The following is a 17,992-nucleotide window of genomic DNA, read 5'->3' as shown; positions in this document are numbered from 1 at the left end:
GGGTGCTCAGAACCGGTCGGGCGAGGGCGTGCCGTGACCGTAGCGGATCACGACGTCGGCGTGCCGATCGAAGCGGTAGCCGATTCCGCGCACGGTGCGCACGATGTCCTCGTAGCGACCCAGCTTCGCCCGGAGGCGGCGCACGTGCACGTCGATCGTGCGCTCGCCCGGCGTCTCGTCGTCCTGTGCCTGCCAGAGCGCTGACACCAGTTCGCTGCGCTCGATCGTGCGTCCCTCGCGCAGCACCAGGTACTGCAGCAGCTCGAACTCCTTGTAAGTGAAGGCAGCGGACTCGCCGTCGATCAGCACACGCTTGCGGGAGATGTCGACCGTGACGCCGCTCTCCTCGTCGGTGGTCTCCTCCTCGGCGGCGGCCTTGGTGCGGGCGATCGCGCCCGGCTCCTGCAGTGCGAGGCGCACGACGTCGAGGTCGCGCCCTCCCGAACCGTGGGGCGCGAGGGCGACGGTGGCGTGGGTCTCGGCTCCCGGCGCGAGCTCGGCGAGCGTGCGACGCAGGGCATCGACGAGCAGGGGGAGGCTGACTCCGGCCTCTGCGGCCTTGATCTCGTCCAGGCCCACGTAGAGGGCGAAGCCACGGGGCGAGCGCACGGCGGGGAGGTCGGCTCCGGCAGGAGAGAGCGGCGCGGCGGTCTCGGGGTGCGTGCGGACGGCGGCGGTGGTGGCGGGACGCTCGAGAAGTGCGGTGTTCGACATGATGATGAAGTCCTCAGGACGTGAGCCCGGACCGAAAGGGGCTCTGATGCGTTGCATGAATGACCGGCGGAGCCGGGAATCGAGCAAAGGGTGGATGCTCGGTGACACTGACCTCGCAGATGGCGAGGGGTTCAGGTCAGGCGGGGTGGCTGTTCGTTCAGCGACACATTCGGCAACACATGCCAACGCGACCGGGCATCATCATCCCGGCAGTCCTGTTCGCCTCCTGGGCGGACGAGGGGCTTGCGTTGGTAGTCATGGGGGGATTATGTCCGATCGTGACGTCTCATGTCAAAACGCCCGGGCGTCCCTGACGGGCGTAACGTGGTTCCAATGACGATCTCGCACACCGTCGGCGGCTTCATCCTGACCGACGAGAAGGACGCCTCGCGTTACACGCTCATGCGTGACGGCAAGCTCGTGAGCGTGCTCGACTACCGTGACGACGGCCACACGATCGCCCTCACCCGAGCCTTCACGATCCCGACTTTCCGCGGGAACGGCTATGCGGGGAAGGTCGTCGAGGGTGCGGTGGCCGACATCGAGGAGCGCGGCGATCGCAAGGTCGATGCCGTGTGCTGGTACGTGGCCGACTGGTTCGCCGCCCACCCGGAGCGCGCCGGCCTGCTGCGTACTCGCTGACTCTCCGACCGTATGACGAACTGTTACGCCGCGCCCCTGCGAGGATGACGTCATGAAACTCGCCGAGGCCCTCACCGCACGTGCCGACCTGCAGCGCCGGATCGAGCAGCTGCGGGCGCGCATCGTCGCGAACGCCCGCTACCAGGAGGGCGAGGAACCGGCGGAGGATGCCGCCGCCCTGATCGTCGAGGTCGACGCGGCGTTGACGCAACTGCGCGACCTCATCCGCCGCATCAACGCCACCAACGCGCGACTGCATCTGGGTGCGGACGGCACCATGACCGACGCGCTGGCTTCCCGCGACGTGCTCCGTCTTCGGCACTCCGTGCTGACGGATGCGGCAGCCGCCGCTTCGGGGGCCAACGACCAGTTCCTCCGCCAGATGCGTTCGGAGCTGCGTCAGGTCTCCGCACTCCCCGTCTCACAGCTGCGCTCGCGCGCCGACGCCGTCGCGCAGGAGTTGCGTGAGCTCGACAACAGGATCCAGCAGGCGAACTGGTCGAACGATCTCGAGGAGGAGAGCGGGAGTCGGTAGTCACGACGAAGCGGGCACAACCCTCAGCCGGCGGGGCAAGCCGGCACCTGTCGGGCGGAGGGCAGCCCTGATCTCGCATCGCGCAGCCCTGCACTCCGCACAGGTGAAGGTGCACAACGCATCTCGCATCACCGCGTGCCGATCGTCGTGGCGAGGGTGGGTCAGGGGACCTTCCGCTCCCTCCTCCGCGCCGGGTGCGGGCCGCGCACGGCACGCCTCGGACGGAATGTCGGAGGGGGTTCGTACCGTGTGAGTATGCGGATCCTGCACACCTCGGACTGGCACATCGGCCGGACGTTCCATGGCAATTCGACCATGGACGCTCTCGCCGAGGTGCTCGAGGCGCTCACCGCGCAGGTTCGCGACAATGCGGTCGACGTGGTCGTCGTCGCGGGAGACGTCTTCGATTCCGCCACCCCGTCCGGCGCGGCATACACGCTGCTCGGCGATGCGCTGGTGGCGCTGCACGAGACGGGCGCCCGCGTCATCGTCACGAGCGGCAACCACGACTCCGCCGCACGACTCGGGTTCCAGGCGCGCCTTCTCCGCGAGGGCATCCACGTGCTCACAGACCCCCTCGCGGTGGGTGTGCCGGTGACCATCGCCGATGACCACGGACCGGTGCATTTCTACGGCATCCCCTACCTCGAGCCGGCCATCGTGCGTCAGCACTGGCCCGAGGGCGATGCATCCGGGCGTCAGCTGCGCACGCAGGCGCAGACCATGGCGCATGCGATGGACCTGGTCCGCGCCGGCATGGACCAGCACGGAGGCCGAGCGGTGGCGATCGCGCACTGCTTCGCCGCGGGTGTCGACGCGACCGCCGGGCTCGAGCGCGAGGTGCGACAGGGCGGTCTCGACGTCGTGCCGCTGAGCGTGTTCGACGGACCCGACTACGTGGCGCTCGGCCATATCCACGGACGCCAGCAGCTCAGCGACCGCGTGCGCTACGCGGGCGCGCCTCTGCACTACAGCTTCGGAGAGCAGCACAAGCCCCGTGGTTGCTGGCTCGTCGACATCGACGCCGAAGGACTCGCCGGCGTGGAGTGGATGGAACTGCCGGTGCCTCGGCGGCTCGTCACCCTCACCGGCCCGCTCGACGAGATCCTGTCCACCGAGTTGGTCGCGCAGCACGCGGATGACTGGGTCTGCGCCGTCTACACCGATGCGGTGCCGCAGCGCGAGCCCATGCGGCGTCTTCGCGAGAGCTTCCCGTACTGCGCCATGGTGCAGCACCAGCCGGAGGTGACCGCCGAGGTCGACGAGCGCTCCTATGTGCAGCGGCTGCGCACCGCTGTCACCGATGCCGACCGCATCGATGCCTTCCTCGAGCACGTGCGGGCCGGGCACGGACCCACAGAGGCCGAGAGCGAGCTGATCCGCGCGGTGCTCGACGAGCGGGTGCGTGCCGAGGCGCTCGTCTAGATGCGTCTTCATCGTCTGGTGGTCGAAGGCTTCGGCCCGTTCCGGTCGCGACAGACCGTTGACTTCGACGCCTTCGCCGACGACGGCATCTTCCTGATCGCCGGACGGACCGGGGCGGGCAAGTCGAGCATCCTCGATGCGGTGTGCTTCGGCCTGTACGGCGGGGTGCCTCGATACGAGGGCGGCGAGAAACGCCTCCGAAGCGATCACTGCGAGCCTGACGATCCCTCAGAGGTGGTCGTCGAGTTCAGCACGCCGGCCGGTCGATACCGCGTCACGCGCTCGCCCGAGTACCTGCGCCCGGCCAAGCGCGGTGGTGGCATGACCAAGCAGGCGGCCGCCGTGTCGCTCGACGAGTGGACGGACAGTGGATGGATCGGCCGTGCCGCGCGGGCGGTCGACGTCGCCGGCGAGCTCGATGAGATCCTTCAGCTCAGTCGGGAGCAGTTCCTGCAGGTGATCCTGCTCGCACAGAACCGGTTCTCGGAGTTTCTGCTCGCGGGCAGCCGCGATCGCCAGGCACTGCTGCGGCGGCTGTTCGGAACGCAACGATTCGAAGACGTGCAGGCGCGGTTCGACGATCGTCGCCGTGCGGCCGAACAAGTGCTCGGCAGTCGTCTCGCCGCCGTCGAGGCGCGTATCGACGAGGCCGAGAACCTCGTGGTCGCCGGCGGGCTGTCGGGAGACGGCGATGACACCGTGGCGGAGACGTCGCAGGCTCCCGCGTCGATCGACGAGCGGCTGGAGGCCCTCCGGCGGGCGAAGGCTCGCGCCGACTACCGTGCGGAGCGTCGTGCCTCCGATCGCGCCGATGCCGAGCAGCAGTCGACCGCTGCCGACGCCGAACTCGCCATCGCCCGAGAGGAACGACGCGCGCAGCAGGAACGCGATCGAGCCAGATCCGCCCTCGAACGCCTCGATGCCGAGGCGCCGTCGATCGAGCACGCCCGTGCCGAGCTCGCCGCGTCGCGCGCCGCCGAGTCGCTTCGTCCGATGATCGCCGCCGCTGCGCGAGCGGCTGGAGCGCTCGAGGCTGCCGGCCTGGAGGAGCAGAACGCCCGCGTGACCGGGCAGGCGATGGGGCTTCCCGTCGACGACGACCTCGAGGCGTGGGCGGAGGAGCGCACCAGGGAGATCGGCGCCTGGCAGCGGGCGCGGGAACTCGAAGAGAGCGCACCGGCTCTGGACGCCGAGGTGCGCGCCGCCGAGGAGGCGGTCGCGGTCGCCACCGCACGCATCCAGGCCGCCGATGCGAAGCGGGCCGCGCTCCCGGAAGAGGTCACCGCACTCAACGCATCGCGCGACGCGGCGCGGAGCCTGGCAGATCGGGTGGAGGACAGACGGGCGGCACAGGAGACCGCAGACGCACGTCGCGTGGCGGCGCGGGAGGCGGAGAGGCTGCGGACAGCGGAGCTCTCGGTAGACGTCGAGCTCACGCAGGCGACGGCGTTGCATGCGGCGGCTCAGTCCACGCTGGCCGAGCTGCGCCGGCGCCGCACGGACGGCATGGCGGGAGAACTCGCGTCGACGCTCCGACACGAACAGCCCTGTCCGGTCTGCGGCTCGCTCGAGCACCCTGCGCCGGCCACGCACGCCGATCCCGTCTCGCCGGAGGACATCGCCGTCGCGGAAGAAGCGCGCGACTCCGCGGCCCGGCGGGAAGGCGAGCTGGCATCCAGATCCTCTGCGCTCCGCGCCGAACTCGCGGCCGCCACCGCTCGCGCCGACGGGCGCGACGTCGAACGTGCCGAGACCGAGTACGAGGAGGCCGCTGCGGCTCTCGCGGACAGCCGCGCGGCTGTCGAGACGCTGACCGCGCTCGACACGCAGCTCGCGGACCTCGTGACGCGGCTCGAGCATCTCGACACCGAACGAGAAGACGACGCGAGGGCTTTGGCGGAGGCACGCGAACAGCATGCCGTCCTGCGTCAACGTCGCACGGAGGCACAGGAGCTGATCGCCGCGGCGCGGGCTGCATTCCCCACGGTCGCCGAACGGCTGGCGGACAACGAGGCCAAGGTCGCGGCTGCGCGTGCGCTGAGCCAGGCGATCTCCGAGCGCGTGCGCAGGGCCGAGGCCCTCGTCGGCGCCCAGGCACAGCGCGACGCCGGTCTCGCGGACTCCGTGTTCGCTGACGAGGCAGCAGCGGAAGAGGCGCTGCGCCCGCTCTCAGTCCAGGAAGCGCTGGACGCGCGGATCACGCAGCACGCGGTGCAACGGGAGAAGGAGCGGGCCGTGCTGTTCGACCTCGAACTCCGCACCCTGCCGGAAGAGCCCATCGACCTGGCACCGGCCGAACGAGCATCAGCGGAAGCTCGTAGCCTCTGGGCCACGGCGGTCGACGAGGCAGCCAAGGCCGCCGGCACCGCGGAACGGCTCGGCGGGCTGATCGATTCTGCCGCGATCGAGCAGGCTCGCAGCGCCGACGAGGCCGCGGAGTTCGAGGTGCTGCAGAACCTCGCGGACACGATCGCGGGCAGGGGCGTCAACACCCGCAAGATGACCTTGGAGACGTTCGTCCTCGCGGCAGAGCTCGAGGAGATCGTCGAGGCGGCCAACCGTCGGCTGCACGAGATGTCCACCGGGCGGTATCAGCTGCGGCACTCCGACGCGCTCGCGGCCCGCGGTGCGGCTTCCGGACTCGGCATCGTGGTGTTCGACGCGTTCACCGGCCAGACCCGACCACCGCAGTCGTTGTCGGGAGGTGAGACCTTCCTCACGTCACTCGCGTTGGCGCTGGGATTGGCCGAGGTGGTCACTGCGCGCGCGGGGGGAATTCGTCTGGACACCCTCTTCATCGACGAGGGGTTCGGTTCCCTCGACGGTGACACTCTCGACGTAGCCATGCGCACACTCGATGAGTTGCGTCAGGGCGGCAGGACCGTCGGCGTGATCAGCCATGTCGAGGCCATGCAGGAGCAGATCCCCGCGCAGCTCACGGTGCGAGCGCTGCCCAACGGCCCCAGCGTCATCGACGCCCGCTGACGCTCGCTGACGCGGGCCAGTGCGATCCGCCTGTCGTGCGTCAGACGCCGTATTCGCTGCGGATGACGTCGCGCAGCTGCACGCTGCAGCGGGCGACGGCCTCGCGCCAGTCTGTCAGCGCGCCGTCTTCCGCCTGGTCGGACACCGCACGCAACACGCGGATCGGAACACCGAACTGCTCGGCGACCCAGATAAAGGCGTAGGTCTCCATGTCGACCAGTGCAGCACCGGAGGGGCGGATCACGGCGGTGACCTCGGCGTCCTCGACGAAGTGGTCACCGGTCGCGATCAACACGCCGTCGCGTCCGGTGGAGACGCGTGCAGGCAGTGAGACGTGCTGCCCGCGAACGCCGTCGAGGTCGGTGACGTCGTGCTGGAACGCGCTGCCGACCTCGTGGACGGTCGCCTCGAGGCCGGGCTCGATGGCTCCGGCTGTTCCGACCACCACGATCTCGTCGTAGATCTTGGCATCGAGTGCGCGGGTCAGGCCGTACGTGGCCGGCAGCTTTCCGGCGCCGGTCACGAGTCGGTCGAAGCCGTCGAGCTCCTCCGGGAATGCGGACAGTTCGGAATCGAGGGCAGCGACGAGGAGCTTCACCGGTCCATTCTCTCAGGCCTTCGCTGGCAGGAGCATGCGAACGCCGCGGTGTCACCCGGACGTAACACGCAGGGGCGATACTGGTCGAGGACAAGACGGAGGATGACATGTCGTTGCAGAAGCAGATCTCTGAAGACCTCGGCGTCAGGCCCGAGATCGATCCTGAGGCCGAGACCGATCGTCGGATCGGCTTCCTCGCCGACTACCTGCGTGCCACCGGAGCGAAGGGGTTCGTGCTCGGGATCTCGGGCGGGCAGGACTCCACGTTGGCCGGCCGTCTGGCACAGCTCGCGGTGGAGCGTGTGCGCGCCGAGGGCGGCGAGGCGAAGTTCCTCGCGGTGCGTCTGCCCTATCGGGTTCAGCACGATGCCGAAGACGCGGAAGCCGCGCTGGCGTTCATCGCGCCCGACTCCTCCGTCGAGGTCAACATCCAGAACGGTGTCGACGGAGTGGAGGAGGACATCGAGTTCGCGGTCACGAGCGACATCAGCGACTTCAACCGCGGCAACATCAAGGCTCGCGTCCGCATGGTCACGCAGTATGCGCTCGCCGGTCACGACGGACTGCTGGTGATCGGCACCGACCATGCGGCGGAGGCGGTGACCGGCTTCTACACGAAGTTCGGTGACGGCGCTGCCGACATCCTCCCGTTGTCCGGGCTCAGCAAGCGGCAGGGACGCTCGCTGCTGCAGTTCCTCGACGCTCCGGACCGACTCGCCTTCAAGGTGCCGACGGCCGATCTCTTGGACGGCCAGCCCGGACGCGCCGACGAGGACGAACTCGGCCTCACGTACGAGCAGATCGACGACTTCCTCGAGGGGCGCGAGGTCGATCCTGAGGTCGCCGGTCGCATCGAGGCCAGGTATCTCGCGACGCAGCACAAGCGACACCTCCCGGTGACGCCCGACGACACCTGGTGGCGCTGAAGCCGCGCGTCGAGGAGCCGTCCGCTTTCGCCTGTGTCCGATGCCGCGGATAGTGTCGAAGCATCCGACAGAACGGGAGCATCGTGCGGATCGACACTCAGGCGCAACGCGTCATCTGGAGCGCGAGCGACCTCAAGGCGGCCGCCGAGTGCGAGTTCGCGTGGGCCCGGGCGATCGACGCGAAGCTGGGGCGCGTCCCCGCCGTCGAAGAGCCGGAGGATGCGACTCTGAAGCGCGCGGCCGAGCTCGGCGACGTGCACGAGCAGAACGTGCTCGACCGGTACATCCACGATCTCGGTGACGAGAACGTGCACCGCATCGAGAAGGTGTCCTCGGTCGACGCGGAAGCGCTCGCTGCAGCAGTCGACGAGACGGTGGCTGCACTGCGCTCGGATGCGCTCGTCGTGTTCCAGGCGGCTTTCGCGACGGACGAGTTCGTCGGGTTCGCGGACTTCCTGCGCAAAGACGATGAGGGGCGCTGGCGTGTGCAGGACTCGAAGCTCGCCCGCAAAGCCCGTGTGACAGCTCTCATGCAGCTCGCGGCATATGTCGACCAGCTCGACCGCCTGCGGATCCCCCGTTCCGACGAGGTAGACCTGATCCTCGGAGACGGCACGCTCAGCACGCACGCCGTCGACGATCTGCTCCCGTTGTTCCAGGTGCGCAGGGCAAGGTTGCGCGCCCTCATCGCGGATCGCCGCATCGCCGACGGCGCCGCGGGCGCTCCTCTGGCCTGGGGCGACGATCGCGGTGACCTCCAGGTGGTCGCCTGCGGGCGCTGCGCGACCTGCGAGGAGCAGGTGCTCGCACACCGGGACCTGCTGATGGTGGCGCGGATGCGTCCGGTGCAGCGAGCTCGGCTCCGGGCTGCAGGCATCGAGACGATCGACGCCCTGGCCGGCGCGATCGAGGCGCCGACGGGGATGAACGCCGATACGTTCGAGACGCTCCGTGCCCAGGCCCGCCTGCAGCTGCGGGCTGACACCGAGGGTGTGCCGACCTTCGACGTGCACTACGCGCAGGCCATCCACACGCTCCCGCTCCCCAGCCACGGCGACATCTTCTTCGATTTCGAGGGCGACCCGCTGTACACCGAGCCTGCTCCCGACGGCGAGGCGCACTGGGGGATCGACTACCTCTTCGGTTGGGTGGACAACGCCGACCAGTACTCGGCACTGTGGGCGCATACGTTCGCCGAAGAGAAGCGGGCGCTAGAGACGTTCCTCGACTTCGTCAATGCCCGCAGAGCGGCGCATCCGGGAATGCACATCTATCACTATGCCCCGTACGAGACCTCGCATCTCGTGGCCATGGCAGCGCGGCACGGAGTGCGCGAGGGCGAGGTCGATCGGCTGCTCCGTGAAGGGGTGTTCGTCGATCTGTATCCGCTCGTGCTGCGGACGGTCAGGGTGGGCTCCCGGTCGTACTCGATCAAGAAGCTCGAGCCGCTCTACATGGGCGACGACGTCCGGACGAGCGACGTGCAGAAGGGTGACGACTCGATCGTGCAGTACGTCGCGGCCCGCGAGCTCGCCGCGGCCGGGCAGCGGTCCGAAGCAGACGCGGTCCTCGCCGACCTCGCCGACTACAACCGCTACGACTGCGTCTCGACACGGCGCCTGCGCAACTGGCTGATCGACATCGCGAGGGAGAAGGGCGTCACGCCGGCGCCCCCCGACGACGCGGACGAGGTCATCTATGAGCCGTCTCCCCGATCGGTCGCGCTCCTCGCCGATGCGGAGCGCGCCGTGGAGGCAGGCGGCGACGGACAGGTGCACCGCATCGCGGCCGCGGCCATCGACTACTTCCCCCGTGAAGCGAAGAGCTTCTGGGTGTCGCACTTCCAGAGGCTGCGCGAACCGGTCACGATGTGGGACGGCACGCGTGATGTGGTGCGGGTAGACCGTCCGTCGTCATCGGTCGTCCGGGAGTGGAGCATCATCGAGGGGCGGAGAGTGATGTCCAGGGACATCGAGATCCGCGGCGAGGTGTCACCCGGCACCACGCTCGGTCCCGGTGCCCAGCCGTTCGCGCTGTACGAGGTGCCAGCCCCGTTCGACACCGAGGTGCCCTCACGCGCCGTCCACGTACCGCACACGGTCACGATCGCCGAGGTGCTCGACGACGGCTACCTCGTCACAGAAGCGGCTGTGCAGGGACAGACCTGGGATGAGCTGCCGCTTGCGCTCACTCCGGCGGCTCCGCCTCGGGTGGTGTCGCTGCAGGGCGCGATCGACGAGTGGGCCGACGCGGTGCACCTGGCCGCGCCGGGCTTCCCCCAGGATGCGGCCACCGACATCCTGCGCCGACTGCCCCCGCGCACCTTCTCGGGCGGCGCGCTCCCGGAAGCAGGTGATGACACGATCGATGCGATCGTGCGCGGAGTGCTCGACCTCGATCACAGCTACCTCGCCGTGCAGGGCCCTCCGGGGACGGGGAAGACCTACACGGGTTCGCGCGTGATCGCGCGTCTGGTCAACGAGCACGGCTTCAAGGTCGGCGTCGTGGCGCAGTCGCACGCCATCATCGACACGCTTCTCGAGCGGATCGTCGCCGACGGCGTCTCGCCCGCCCAGGTGGCGAAGGCGCCGAAGGATCCCGATGCGGACCCGTCATACACCGTGATCCCGAAGAACGGCATGGCCTCCTTCCTCGCCGAGCACGCCGGTGAGGGCGCGGTCGTGGGCGGTACGGCCTGGGACTTCAGCAACACCCAGCGCGTCGAACGGGCCGGGCTCGATCTCCTCGTGATCGACGAGGCGGGGCAGTTCTCGCTCGCCTCGACGATCGCGGTCGCGGCCGGAGCGAAACGGTTGCTGCTCCTCGGCGACCCGCAGCAGCTCCCGCAGGTGAGCCAGGGCGCCCACCCCGAACCGGTGGACACGTCCGCTCTCGGCTGGGTGATGGACGGCGATCCGGTCGTGCGGCCCGAGTACGGCTACTTCCTCGCTCGGTCGTGGCGGATGCACCCCTTCGTGGCCGCTCCGGTGTCGAAGCTCGCCTACGCGGGACAGCTCGCCTCGGCTCCCGGAACCGAACTCCGGTCGCTCGAGGGTGTCGACGCGGGTCTCCATGTCGTCCCGCTGCGCCACCGCGGAAACGCGACGCAATCGCCCGAGGAAGCGGCAGAGGTCGTCCGCCTGGTCGCCGATCTGGTCGGCCGGGTCTTCACCGACAACGACCCCGAGGCGTCGACGCGACCACTCGCGCAGTCCGACATCATCGTGGTCACGCCCTACAACGCGCAGCGTCAGCTGGTGCTCGACGCGCTCGCCGACGCCGGCTTCCCCGACGTCCCTGTCGGCACGGTCGACAACTTCCAGGGCAAGGAGGCAGTGGTCTCCATCACCTCGCTCGCGGCGTCGAGCGGTCGGGATGCGCCGCGCGGTCCGGAGTTCCTGCTGCTCCAGAACCGCCTCAACGTCGCGATCTCCCGGGCACAGGTCGTCGCCTACCTGATCCACTCGCCCGCGCTGCTCGACGACCTGCCGTATACGCCGGAGGGCGTCGCCAGGCTCAGCGCGTTCGCCCGGCTCGTCGGAGCGGCGGAGTGAGCGCCCACACCACCGACCAGATCATGCGCGCCGCGGCAGCGTGGGTGTGGTTTCCCCGCGACAGTGAGCACGAGCGCGAGCATCTGCTCCTCGTGCGGGATCCTGCACGGTTCGGCGGGGGAGTGCGAGGTTCGCAGGTCGACTCCGCGCTGTCGGCCGTCGACGTGGTGGATGGCGCACTGGCGCGGACGAGAGCATGGGGCGCCTCGCAGTTCACGTTCTGGACGAATCCTTCCGATCGGCCCGACGTCGAGGACGAGCTTCGGCGACGCGGGGCAGAGCACATCGATACGGTGGCGGTGTTCGCACGACCCGTCGACGAAGTGGAGGTCGAGGTGCCGTCCGACGTGTCCACCGAGATCGTGCGTACCCTCGATCAGGTACGCGACCTCGACGGCGTCAATGTGCCCGTGTGGCACCAGCAGCCCCTCGATGAGGAGGGTCTCCGGGCCGAACTCGACGAGGTGTCCGCGGCGCTCGAGGCGCAGACCGGGTTCCGTGTGCTCGCGCGCATCGATGGACGCGCCGTCAGCACCGGAGGATGCACGATCGAGGACGGGTTCGTGCGGCTCTGGGGCGCATCCACACTGGAGAGCCACCGCGGTCGCGGCGCCTACCGCGCAGTGCTGGCCGAGAGACTGCGGCAGGGTGCGGCATGGGGAGCGAAGACGGCCCTGGTGAAGGGTCGCGTCTCGACGTCAGCGCCCATCCTCGCCCGCGCGGGCTTCACTCACCACCGAGATGAGCGCGCCTACTGCCTCACCATCTGAGGCGGAAGACGCACCGAAGAGGTCGTACGCTGCCGAGGATCAGACCGTGCCGTAGAGCCGGTCGCCCGCGTCGCCGAGGCCGGGCACGATGTAGCCCTTCTCGTCGAGACGCTCGTCGAGCGCGCCGAGCACGAGGGTCACGTCGCGGTCGCCGGCCATCGCCTCGATCGCGGCGACGCCTTCGGGAGTGCCGAGCAGGCAGATGGCCGTGACATCCTTGGCGCCGCGGTCGAACAGGAACTGGATCGCGGCGGCGAGCGAACCACCGGTCGCCAGCATGGGGTCGATCGCGAAGCACTGGCGGTCGCTCAGGTCGTCGGGCAACCGCTCGGCATAGGTGGTCGGCTCGAAGGTGGTCTCATCGCGCACCATGCCGAGGAAGCCGACTTCAGCCGTCGGAAGCAGCTTCACGAGGCCTTCGAGCATGCCGAGACCGGCGCGCAGGATCGGCACCACGATGGGGCGGGGCTCCGAGATCTTCACACCCGTCGTGGTGGTCACCGGAGTCGTGATCTCGATCGGGCTGACCTTCACGTTGCGGGTCGCCTCGTACGCGAGCAGTGTCACGAGCTCCTCCGTGAGCTGCCGGAACACCGGTGAGGGTGTGCGCGCATCGCGCAGCACCGAGAGCTTGTGAGTGATGAGAGGGTGGTCGGCCACGTGAACACGCATGAATACAGGGTAATGCGCCACGCGGTCAGGCACGACATCGGGACTCCGGCCGGGCTCGACGGCTGTCGTAGGCTCGACGCATGACCGCAGCCGACCGACGCGCGATGACGCGTGCCCTCGAGCTCGCCAGCGAAGCGGCCATGGCATCCGAGATCCCGGTCGGAGCGGTGGTCCTCGATCCCGAAGGCCGGATCATCGCGGAGGGACGCAACACTCGCGAGGAGACCCACGACCCGACGGGGCACGCCGAGGTCGAGGCGCTCCGTCGCGCGGCGGCAGCGGTCGGGTCCTGGAATCTCGAGCAGCACACACTCGTGGTGACCCTCGAACCCTGCATCATGTGCGCCGGCGCCGTCCTGCAGGCACGCATCAGTCGCGTGGTGTTCGGAGCATGGGACGACAAGGCCGGTGCTGCCGGATCGATGTACGACGTGCTGCGCGATCGACGGTTGCCCTATCGTGCCGAGGTGGTCGGCGGCGTCGAGGCTGAGGCTGCGACCGCGCTGCTGCGTTCGTTCTTCGAGCAGCGGCGCTGAACGCGGTCCCCGTTCAGTCCGACGACTTCAGCACGAAGACGTCGGTCGAGGGCTCCGGGTCGATCGCGGGGCGGTAGACGTCGGGCTCGATGTAGACGACCCGCGCGACAGGCACGGCCTCCCTGATCCGAGCCTCGATCGCGTCGATGTCGTCGGCGGCCTCCCGCAGCGGCTTGTCCGCGTTGAGGGCGATCTTTGCCGCCACCATCAGCTCGTCCGGGCCGAGGTAGAGGGTCTTCATGTGGATGATCTTCTCGATCTCGTCGCCGGCGTTGATCGCATCCACGATGCGGTCGTGGTCGGCCTGGGTGGCGCCCTCGCCGACCAGGAGGCTCTTCGTCTCGACACCCAGCACGATCGCGATCAGCACCAGCAGCACACCGATCATCACGGTGCCGAGTGCGTCGAACATCGGATTGCCGGTGAGCAGCGTGAGGCCGACGCCGAGCAGGGCGAACGTGAGGCCGGTCAGGGCGCCCACGTCCTCCAGCAGCACGACGGGGAGCTCGGGTGCCTTGGAGCGGCGCACGAACGACACCCACGACTGCCCCTTCTCCCGCACGAGGTTGCTCTCCCGCACGGCTGTGCGCAACGAGAACGACTCGAGCCCGATCGCGATGACGAGCACCACGAGCGGAAGCCACCACCACGTCTTGTCGAGCTCATGCGGATTCGTGAGCTTCTCGACGCCCTCGTAGATCGCGAAGAGACCGCCGACCGAGAACAGGATGATCGACACGACGAACGCGTAGACGTAGCGCTCGCGACCGTAGCCGAACGGGTGCGCGCGGTCGGCCTCGCGCCGAGCCTTGCGTCCGCCCAACATCAGGAGCAGCTGGTTGCCGGAGTCCGCGACGGAGTGGATGGCCTCGGCGAGCATCGAGGCGGAGCCGGAGAGTGCCCAGGCGATGAACTTCGCGAGGGCGATTCCCATGTTCGCCAGGAACGCCGCGACGATGGCCTTGTTGCCTCCGGATGCACTCATGGGACGAGTCTAGAACCGCCCGCCCGGGGATGTCGGAGTGCCCGCCGTAGGATGACGACATGTCTGACTCGCTTCCTTCGCTCGCTTTCCTCGGTGCCGGCTCGATGGGCGGTGCGATCCTCCGCGGAGTGGTCGCCTCGGGTGTCCGCATCGATGGCGGGATCACCGCGACGAACCGCACGGCGGAGAAGGCAGAGGCGTTCGCCGGCCTCGACGGGGTCACCAGCATCGCGCTCGCCGATCGGCCGGAGGGCAACGTCGAGGCGGCTGCCGGTGCGCGGATCGTGCTCGTCGGCGTGAAGCCGGCGATGGTGCCGGACCTGCTCCGCGAGATCGCCCCGCACCTCGCCGCTGATGCGATCGTGGTGAGCGTCGCCGCCGGGGTCACGCTGCAGACCTTCGCCGATGTGCTGGGTTCGGAGGCGAGGGTGATCCGCTCGATGCCGAACACCCCGTCGACGGTGCGCAAGGGAGTGACGGGGCTCGCCGCCGGTGCCGCGGTTCCCGCCGAAGACATCGCCCTCGTCCGTCGTCTGTTCGAGACCGTCGGCGCCGTCGTCGAGGTTCCCGAGTCGCAGATCGACGCGCTGTCCACGATCTCGGGATCGGGACCGGCCTACGTGTACCTGCTGATCGAGGAGCTCACGAAGGCCGCCGTCGGCATGGGCTTCACCGATGCGGATGCGCGGCTCATGGTCGAGCAGACGTTCATCGGGGCGACGGCCCTGCTCGACGCCTCCGGCGAGGCTCCTGCAGAGCTGCGTCGTCGGGTCACGAGCCCGAAGGGGACGACGGAACGGGCGGTCGCCGTGCTGCAGGAAGCACGCCTCGATCGCACCTTCGCGGAGGCTGCGGATGCCGCACTCGCGCGTGCCAAGGAGCTCGCCGCCGGAGCCTGAACCATGCGGCTGAGGATCGAGGGACCCATCTGGTACTGGCGCGGGCCCGCGCCTTTCCACTTCGTCACCGTGCCGCCTGCCGAGAGCGAGATGATCCACGAGATCGCCTCTGTCGTGACCTATGGCTGGGGCATGATCCCGGCCAGGGTTTCCGTAGGCACCACCACCGTGGCCACGGCCCTGTGGCCGAAGGACGGCGGCTACATCGTGCCGATCAAGAAGACGCTGCAGGACGGCGAGGGCCTCGGGGTGGACGACGTGATCGAGGTCGTCCTCGACATCGACGCCTGACCCGTCGGGCCTGATGTCGCGGGAGGCCTGGCGCCCGGGGCCTGCGTGTCGCGTGGGATCCGTCCGCGCTCAACTCTCGCTGGACACGTCGGCGAGCACCTCGGGCCAGCGGCGATCCAGGATCTTCCCGCCCAGCACGGTCCCTCCCCAGAGCGCGAGGCCGCCGAACGCGAGTCCGCACGCGAGGCTGATCCAGCCGAGCGTGGGACTCCAGATCGCCGCGATGGCGAACCCGAATGCGGGTGCTCCGAGGACGAGCGTGATGGGCCCGATGATGATCATCGCGAGCAGCGACTGCACCCCGCCGGATGATCCGCGCCCGAAGGGATTGGCTTCCGGAGCGGGCGCACGGCCCGGAAGGAAGCTCCCCACCCAGCCGCCGGCCCCTGCAGCGATCGCCGTGAGACCGAGGGATGCGCCGATGCTGCCGGGGAGCAGATCCGGCCGCCCGGCGAGGAGGCAGGTCGCCACGCACAGGGCGAGCGTCACCGGCACTGCGATCATCCCGAAGCCGAGCAGGCGCCCGGCACGGTCCGCCGCCCCGGACACACCCGTGAGGATGTGCGCCGCGACGGCATCGTTGTCATAGGCGATCGACATCTGCACGATCGTCCCGGCGAGGAGAGCGTTGATCGCCGGGATCAGTGTGATCGCGGGGGCGAAACCGAGGGACTCCTCCTGCAGGCCGTTCATGAGCGCGATGCCGATGAAGATCGCGGGCAGCAGCAGGAGCATCACGATGTTGACGAGCTGCCGCGGGTCGCGGCGGTAGTAGTGCAGAGATCGTGCGGCGATCGCACCCATCGGGTTCGCCGGCAGCAGTCGATCGAGCAGACCGCCGGAGCGCACCCGTCCACCGCCGCTGCTCTGGATGGGGGAGACGAGCCGGGCGGCGAGCAGCCGCTGAGACGCCCACCACAGGACCACGACCGTCGCGAGGGCGATCAGCAATCGCAGCGTCGCGGTGAGCACGTCGCCCTGCGCTGCCGATGCCGACACCCCGAACACGGCGCCGAACGGCGTCCAGGCGGCGATGTCGGCAGCCGAGGCGAAGGCACTCCCGGCGTCCGTCACGGTGGTGAGCGCCCCGATCCCGAGGTTGAGGATGAGGCCGGACGAGGCGGCGAGCAGCACCCCGAGGGTCAGCACCAGGTCGCGGGTGCTGCGTCGGGCCAGCCATCCGGCGAGCAGTCCGCTCACCACGCGGGCACCGAGCACGCAGGTCACGACCGCCACCGGGATCATGATCACCGCGGTGAGCAGTGCGGGAAGGCTCACCGACCAGCCGAGGAGCATCAGCAGCAGGGCGACCGTGGTCCCGATGCCGCCGATGGTCGTGGCTCCGGCGACGACGAAGCCCGGCAACAGGGAGGGGGCGGTCACCGGCAGCAGGGCGAAGCGCTCGGGGGCGAGGGAGTCGTCGGCGCTGACCAGGATGGAGCCGATCCACCATCCGAGGACGAGCACGGACCCGGTGAGCACGATGGCGGTGACAGCGCCCTCCGGTGCGGCGAAGCGCAGAGCGACCAGACCCGCAGCGAGTCCGGCGAGGAGCCCGAGGGCGATCATCCCCGTGATGATCAGGGTGACGATCATCCACGGGTTCCGCGACAGTTGATGCCGCAGCTGCCGCCAGCGCAGGCTTACGAGGAGCGCAACCATGCGAGCGTCTCCGTCCCGAGATCGTGCGCCCCGACGAGCGTGAGGAACCGCTGCTGAAGCGAGAGTCCGGCTCGCACCTCGTCGAGCGGACCGTGCGCGAGCAGGCGCCCCTCGGCGACGATGGCCACCCGGTCGCACATCGACTCGACGAGCTCCATCACGTGGCTCGACAGCACCACGGTGCCGCCGCCGTTGACGAACGAGCGCAGGATCTGGCGGATCGTCTCGCCCGAGACGGGATCGACGGCCTCCAGCGGCTCATCCAGGATGAGCAGGCGGGGAGCGTGGATCAGCGCGCAGGCGAGCCCGATCTTCTTGCGCATGCCGGCGGAGTAGTCCACGACGAGGGTGTCTCGCGCCTCTGCGAGCCCCAGCGCCTCGAGCAGGTCACCCGTCCGCGAGACGACGTCGGCCTCTGCCATGCCGCGCAGCAGTCCGGTGTATCGCAGCAGCTCTGCTCCACTGAGACGATCGAGCATGCGGATGCCGTCGGGGAGCACACCCATGCGGGCTTTCGCCTCGGCGGGGCTCTGCCACACGTCGGCGCCCAGCACCCACGCCGTGCCGGCATCGGGGCGGAGCAGCCCGGTGGCCATCGCGAGCGTCGTGGTCTTGCCTGCGCCGTTCGGCCCGAGCAGGCCCAGCATGGATCCGGGCGGCACGTCGAGGGACAGACCGTCGACGGCGACCTTCTGCCCGAACTGCTTGCGAAGCCCGCGAAGGGCGAGGACGGGCGGGGCCGCTGTGGGGTCGGTCATGGCCCCATCCCACCACGGCCGCCGGGCGTCGCGCATCCGC

16 protein-coding genes are annotated in these 17,992 nt (G+C 69.4%); 10 read left to right on the top strand and 6 right to left on the bottom strand.

Going from position 1 to position 17,992, the window contains the following annotated elements; translation table 11 throughout:
• Positions 1–6: 6 nt before the first annotated feature.
• Positions 7–714, bottom strand: coding sequence for a winged helix-turn-helix domain-containing protein (locus tag MOX01_RS15545; RefSeq protein ID WP_141370428.1), 708 nt, complete (start codon positions 712–714; stop codon positions 7–9).
• A gap of 333 nt (positions 715–1,047) precedes the next feature.
• Here MOX01_RS15545 and MOX01_RS15540 point away from each other — a divergent pair, with 333 nt between their 5' ends.
• The 4 genes from MOX01_RS15540 (at position 1,048) to MOX01_RS15525 (ending at position 6,301) form a co-directional block, all read left to right on the top strand.
• On the top strand, positions 1,048–1,356 hold the full coding sequence (locus tag MOX01_RS15540) for a GNAT family N-acetyltransferase (protein ID WP_058630449.1): 309 nt from the start codon (positions 1,048–1,050) through the stop codon (positions 1,354–1,356).
• A 52-nt stretch (positions 1,357–1,408) separates the two neighbouring features.
• Entirely contained in the window at positions 1,409–1,891 is a 483-nt protein-coding gene (locus MOX01_RS15535) for a DIP1984 family protein (RefSeq protein ID WP_046747288.1), read from the top strand.
• Between the two features lie 255 nt (positions 1,892–2,146).
• Entirely contained in the window at positions 2,147–3,316 is a 1,170-nt protein-coding gene (locus MOX01_RS15530; protein ID WP_058630451.1) for an exonuclease SbcCD subunit D, read from the top strand.
• The gene (locus tag MOX01_RS15525; RefSeq protein WP_141370426.1) at positions 3,317–6,301 is read left to right on the top strand and encodes an AAA family ATPase; all 2,985 of its coding nucleotides are present in this window, start codon (positions 3,317–3,319) and stop codon (positions 6,299–6,301) included. It begins immediately after the preceding gene.
• Between the two features lie 40 nt (positions 6,302–6,341).
• Here the strand turns inward: MOX01_RS15525 and MOX01_RS15520 are convergent, their stop codons facing one another.
• On the bottom strand, positions 6,342–6,899 hold the full coding sequence (locus tag MOX01_RS15520; RefSeq protein WP_141370424.1) for a phosphorylase family protein: 558 nt from the start codon (positions 6,897–6,899) through the stop codon (positions 6,342–6,344).
• Positions 6,900–7,006: 107 nt separating this feature from the next.
• Here MOX01_RS15520 and nadE point away from each other — a divergent pair, with 107 nt between their 5' ends.
• The 3 genes from nadE (at position 7,007) to MOX01_RS15505 (ending at position 12,149) form a co-directional block, all read left to right on the top strand.
• Positions 7,007–7,825 carry an NAD(+) synthase gene (nadE, locus tag MOX01_RS15515; protein WP_061015528.1) on the top strand — a complete coding sequence of 273 codons (819 nt, stop codon included), beginning with the start codon at positions 7,007–7,009 and terminating at the stop codon, positions 7,823–7,825.
• Between the two features lie 83 nt (positions 7,826–7,908).
• Positions 7,909–11,379 carry a TM0106 family RecB-like putative nuclease gene (locus MOX01_RS15510; protein WP_141370422.1) on the top strand — a complete coding sequence of 1,157 codons (3,471 nt, stop codon included), beginning with the start codon at positions 7,909–7,911 and terminating at the stop codon, positions 11,377–11,379.
• A complete protein-coding gene (locus MOX01_RS15505) occupies positions 11,376–12,149 on the top strand; it encodes an agmatine deiminase family protein (protein WP_141370419.1) in 774 nt (257 codons plus the stop codon). Before MOX01_RS15510 ends, MOX01_RS15505 begins: the two co-directional genes overlap by 4 nt.
• A gap of 39 nt (positions 12,150–12,188) precedes the next feature.
• Here the strand turns inward: MOX01_RS15505 and upp are convergent, their stop codons facing one another.
• Complete coding sequence (upp, locus tag MOX01_RS15500) at positions 12,189–12,821, bottom strand: uracil phosphoribosyltransferase (protein ID WP_021198071.1); 633 nt, start codon at positions 12,819–12,821, stop codon at positions 12,189–12,191.
• A gap of 80 nt (positions 12,822–12,901) precedes the next feature.
• Here upp and tadA point away from each other — a divergent pair, with 80 nt between their 5' ends.
• Positions 12,902–13,357: a tRNA adenosine(34) deaminase TadA gene (gene tadA, locus MOX01_RS15495; protein WP_058630456.1), complete on the top strand. Its 456-nt coding sequence runs from the start codon at positions 12,902–12,904 to the stop codon at positions 13,355–13,357.
• A gap of 13 nt (positions 13,358–13,370) precedes the next feature.
• Here tadA and MOX01_RS15490 read toward each other — a convergent pair whose 3' ends face one another.
• Complete coding sequence (locus tag MOX01_RS15490) at positions 13,371–14,342, bottom strand: cation diffusion facilitator family transporter (RefSeq protein ID WP_058630457.1); 972 nt, start codon at positions 14,340–14,342, stop codon at positions 13,371–13,373.
• Between the two features lie 59 nt (positions 14,343–14,401).
• Between MOX01_RS15490 and proC the strand changes: the two genes are divergently transcribed.
• Entirely contained in the window at positions 14,402–15,241 is an 840-nt protein-coding gene (gene proC, locus MOX01_RS15485; RefSeq protein WP_141370417.1) for a pyrroline-5-carboxylate reductase, read from the top strand.
• A 3-nt stretch (positions 15,242–15,244) separates the two neighbouring features.
• A complete protein-coding gene (locus tag MOX01_RS15480) occupies positions 15,245–15,532 on the top strand; it encodes a DUF1905 domain-containing protein (protein ID WP_127011838.1) in 288 nt (95 codons plus the stop codon).
• Between the two features lie 69 nt (positions 15,533–15,601).
• On the opposite strand, the gene MOX01_RS15475 is transcribed toward MOX01_RS15480, so the two are convergent.
• A complete protein-coding gene (locus MOX01_RS15475; protein WP_141370415.1) occupies positions 15,602–17,194 on the bottom strand; it encodes a hypothetical protein in 1,593 nt (530 codons plus the stop codon).
• Positions 17,176–17,952 carry an ABC transporter ATP-binding protein gene (locus tag MOX01_RS15470; RefSeq protein ID WP_141370414.1) on the bottom strand — a complete coding sequence of 259 codons (777 nt, stop codon included), beginning with the start codon at positions 17,950–17,952 and terminating at the stop codon, positions 17,176–17,178. Before MOX01_RS15470 ends, MOX01_RS15475 begins: the two co-directional genes overlap by 19 nt.
• Between the last annotated feature and the right edge of the window lie 40 nt (positions 17,953–17,992).

The organism is Microbacterium oxydans, assembly GCF_006540085.1.
Classification (GTDB): Bacteria; Actinomycetota; Actinomycetes; order Actinomycetales; family Microbacteriaceae; genus Microbacterium; species Microbacterium oxydans.
Note: the sequence above shows the minus strand (reverse complement) of the source record. Positions and strands in the feature narration are given on the sequence as shown.

Excerpts from the sequence above, each read along its gene's own strand:
- nadE (WP_061015528.1), top strand. The coding sequence starts at position 7,007 with ATGTCGTTGCAGAAGCAGATCTCTGAAGACCTCGGCGTCAGGCCCGAG.
- MOX01_RS15535 (WP_046747288.1), top strand. The coding sequence starts at position 1,409 with ATGAAACTCGCCGAGGCCCTCACCGCACGTGCCGACCTGCAGCGCCGG.
- MOX01_RS15470 (WP_141370414.1), bottom strand. The coding sequence starts at position 17,952 with ATGACCGACCCCACAGCGGCCCCGCCCGTCCTCGCCCTTCGCGGGCTT.
- MOX01_RS15490 (WP_058630457.1), bottom strand. The coding sequence starts at position 14,342 with ATGAGTGCATCCGGAGGCAACAAGGCCATCGTCGCGGCGTTCCTGGCG.
- MOX01_RS15545 (WP_141370428.1), bottom strand. The coding sequence starts at position 714 with ATGTCGAACACCGCACTTCTCGAGCGTCCCGCCACCACCGCCGCCGTC.
- MOX01_RS15475 (WP_141370415.1), bottom strand. The coding sequence starts at position 17,194 with ATGGTTGCGCTCCTCGTAAGCCTGCGCTGGCGGCAGCTGCGGCATCAA.
- upp (WP_021198071.1), bottom strand. The coding sequence starts at position 12,821 with ATGCGTGTTCACGTGGCCGACCACCCTCTCATCACTCACAAGCTCTCG.
- tadA (WP_058630456.1), top strand. The coding sequence starts at position 12,902 with ATGACCGCAGCCGACCGACGCGCGATGACGCGTGCCCTCGAGCTCGCC.
- MOX01_RS15525 (WP_141370426.1), top strand. The coding sequence starts at position 3,317 with ATGCGTCTTCATCGTCTGGTGGTCGAAGGCTTCGGCCCGTTCCGGTCG.
- MOX01_RS15530 (WP_058630451.1), top strand. The coding sequence starts at position 2,147 with ATGCGGATCCTGCACACCTCGGACTGGCACATCGGCCGGACGTTCCAT.
- proC (WP_141370417.1), top strand. The coding sequence starts at position 14,402 with ATGTCTGACTCGCTTCCTTCGCTCGCTTTCCTCGGTGCCGGCTCGATG.
- MOX01_RS15480 (WP_127011838.1), top strand. The coding sequence starts at position 15,245 with ATGCGGCTGAGGATCGAGGGACCCATCTGGTACTGGCGCGGGCCCGCG.
- MOX01_RS15540 (WP_058630449.1), top strand. The coding sequence starts at position 1,048 with ATGACGATCTCGCACACCGTCGGCGGCTTCATCCTGACCGACGAGAAG.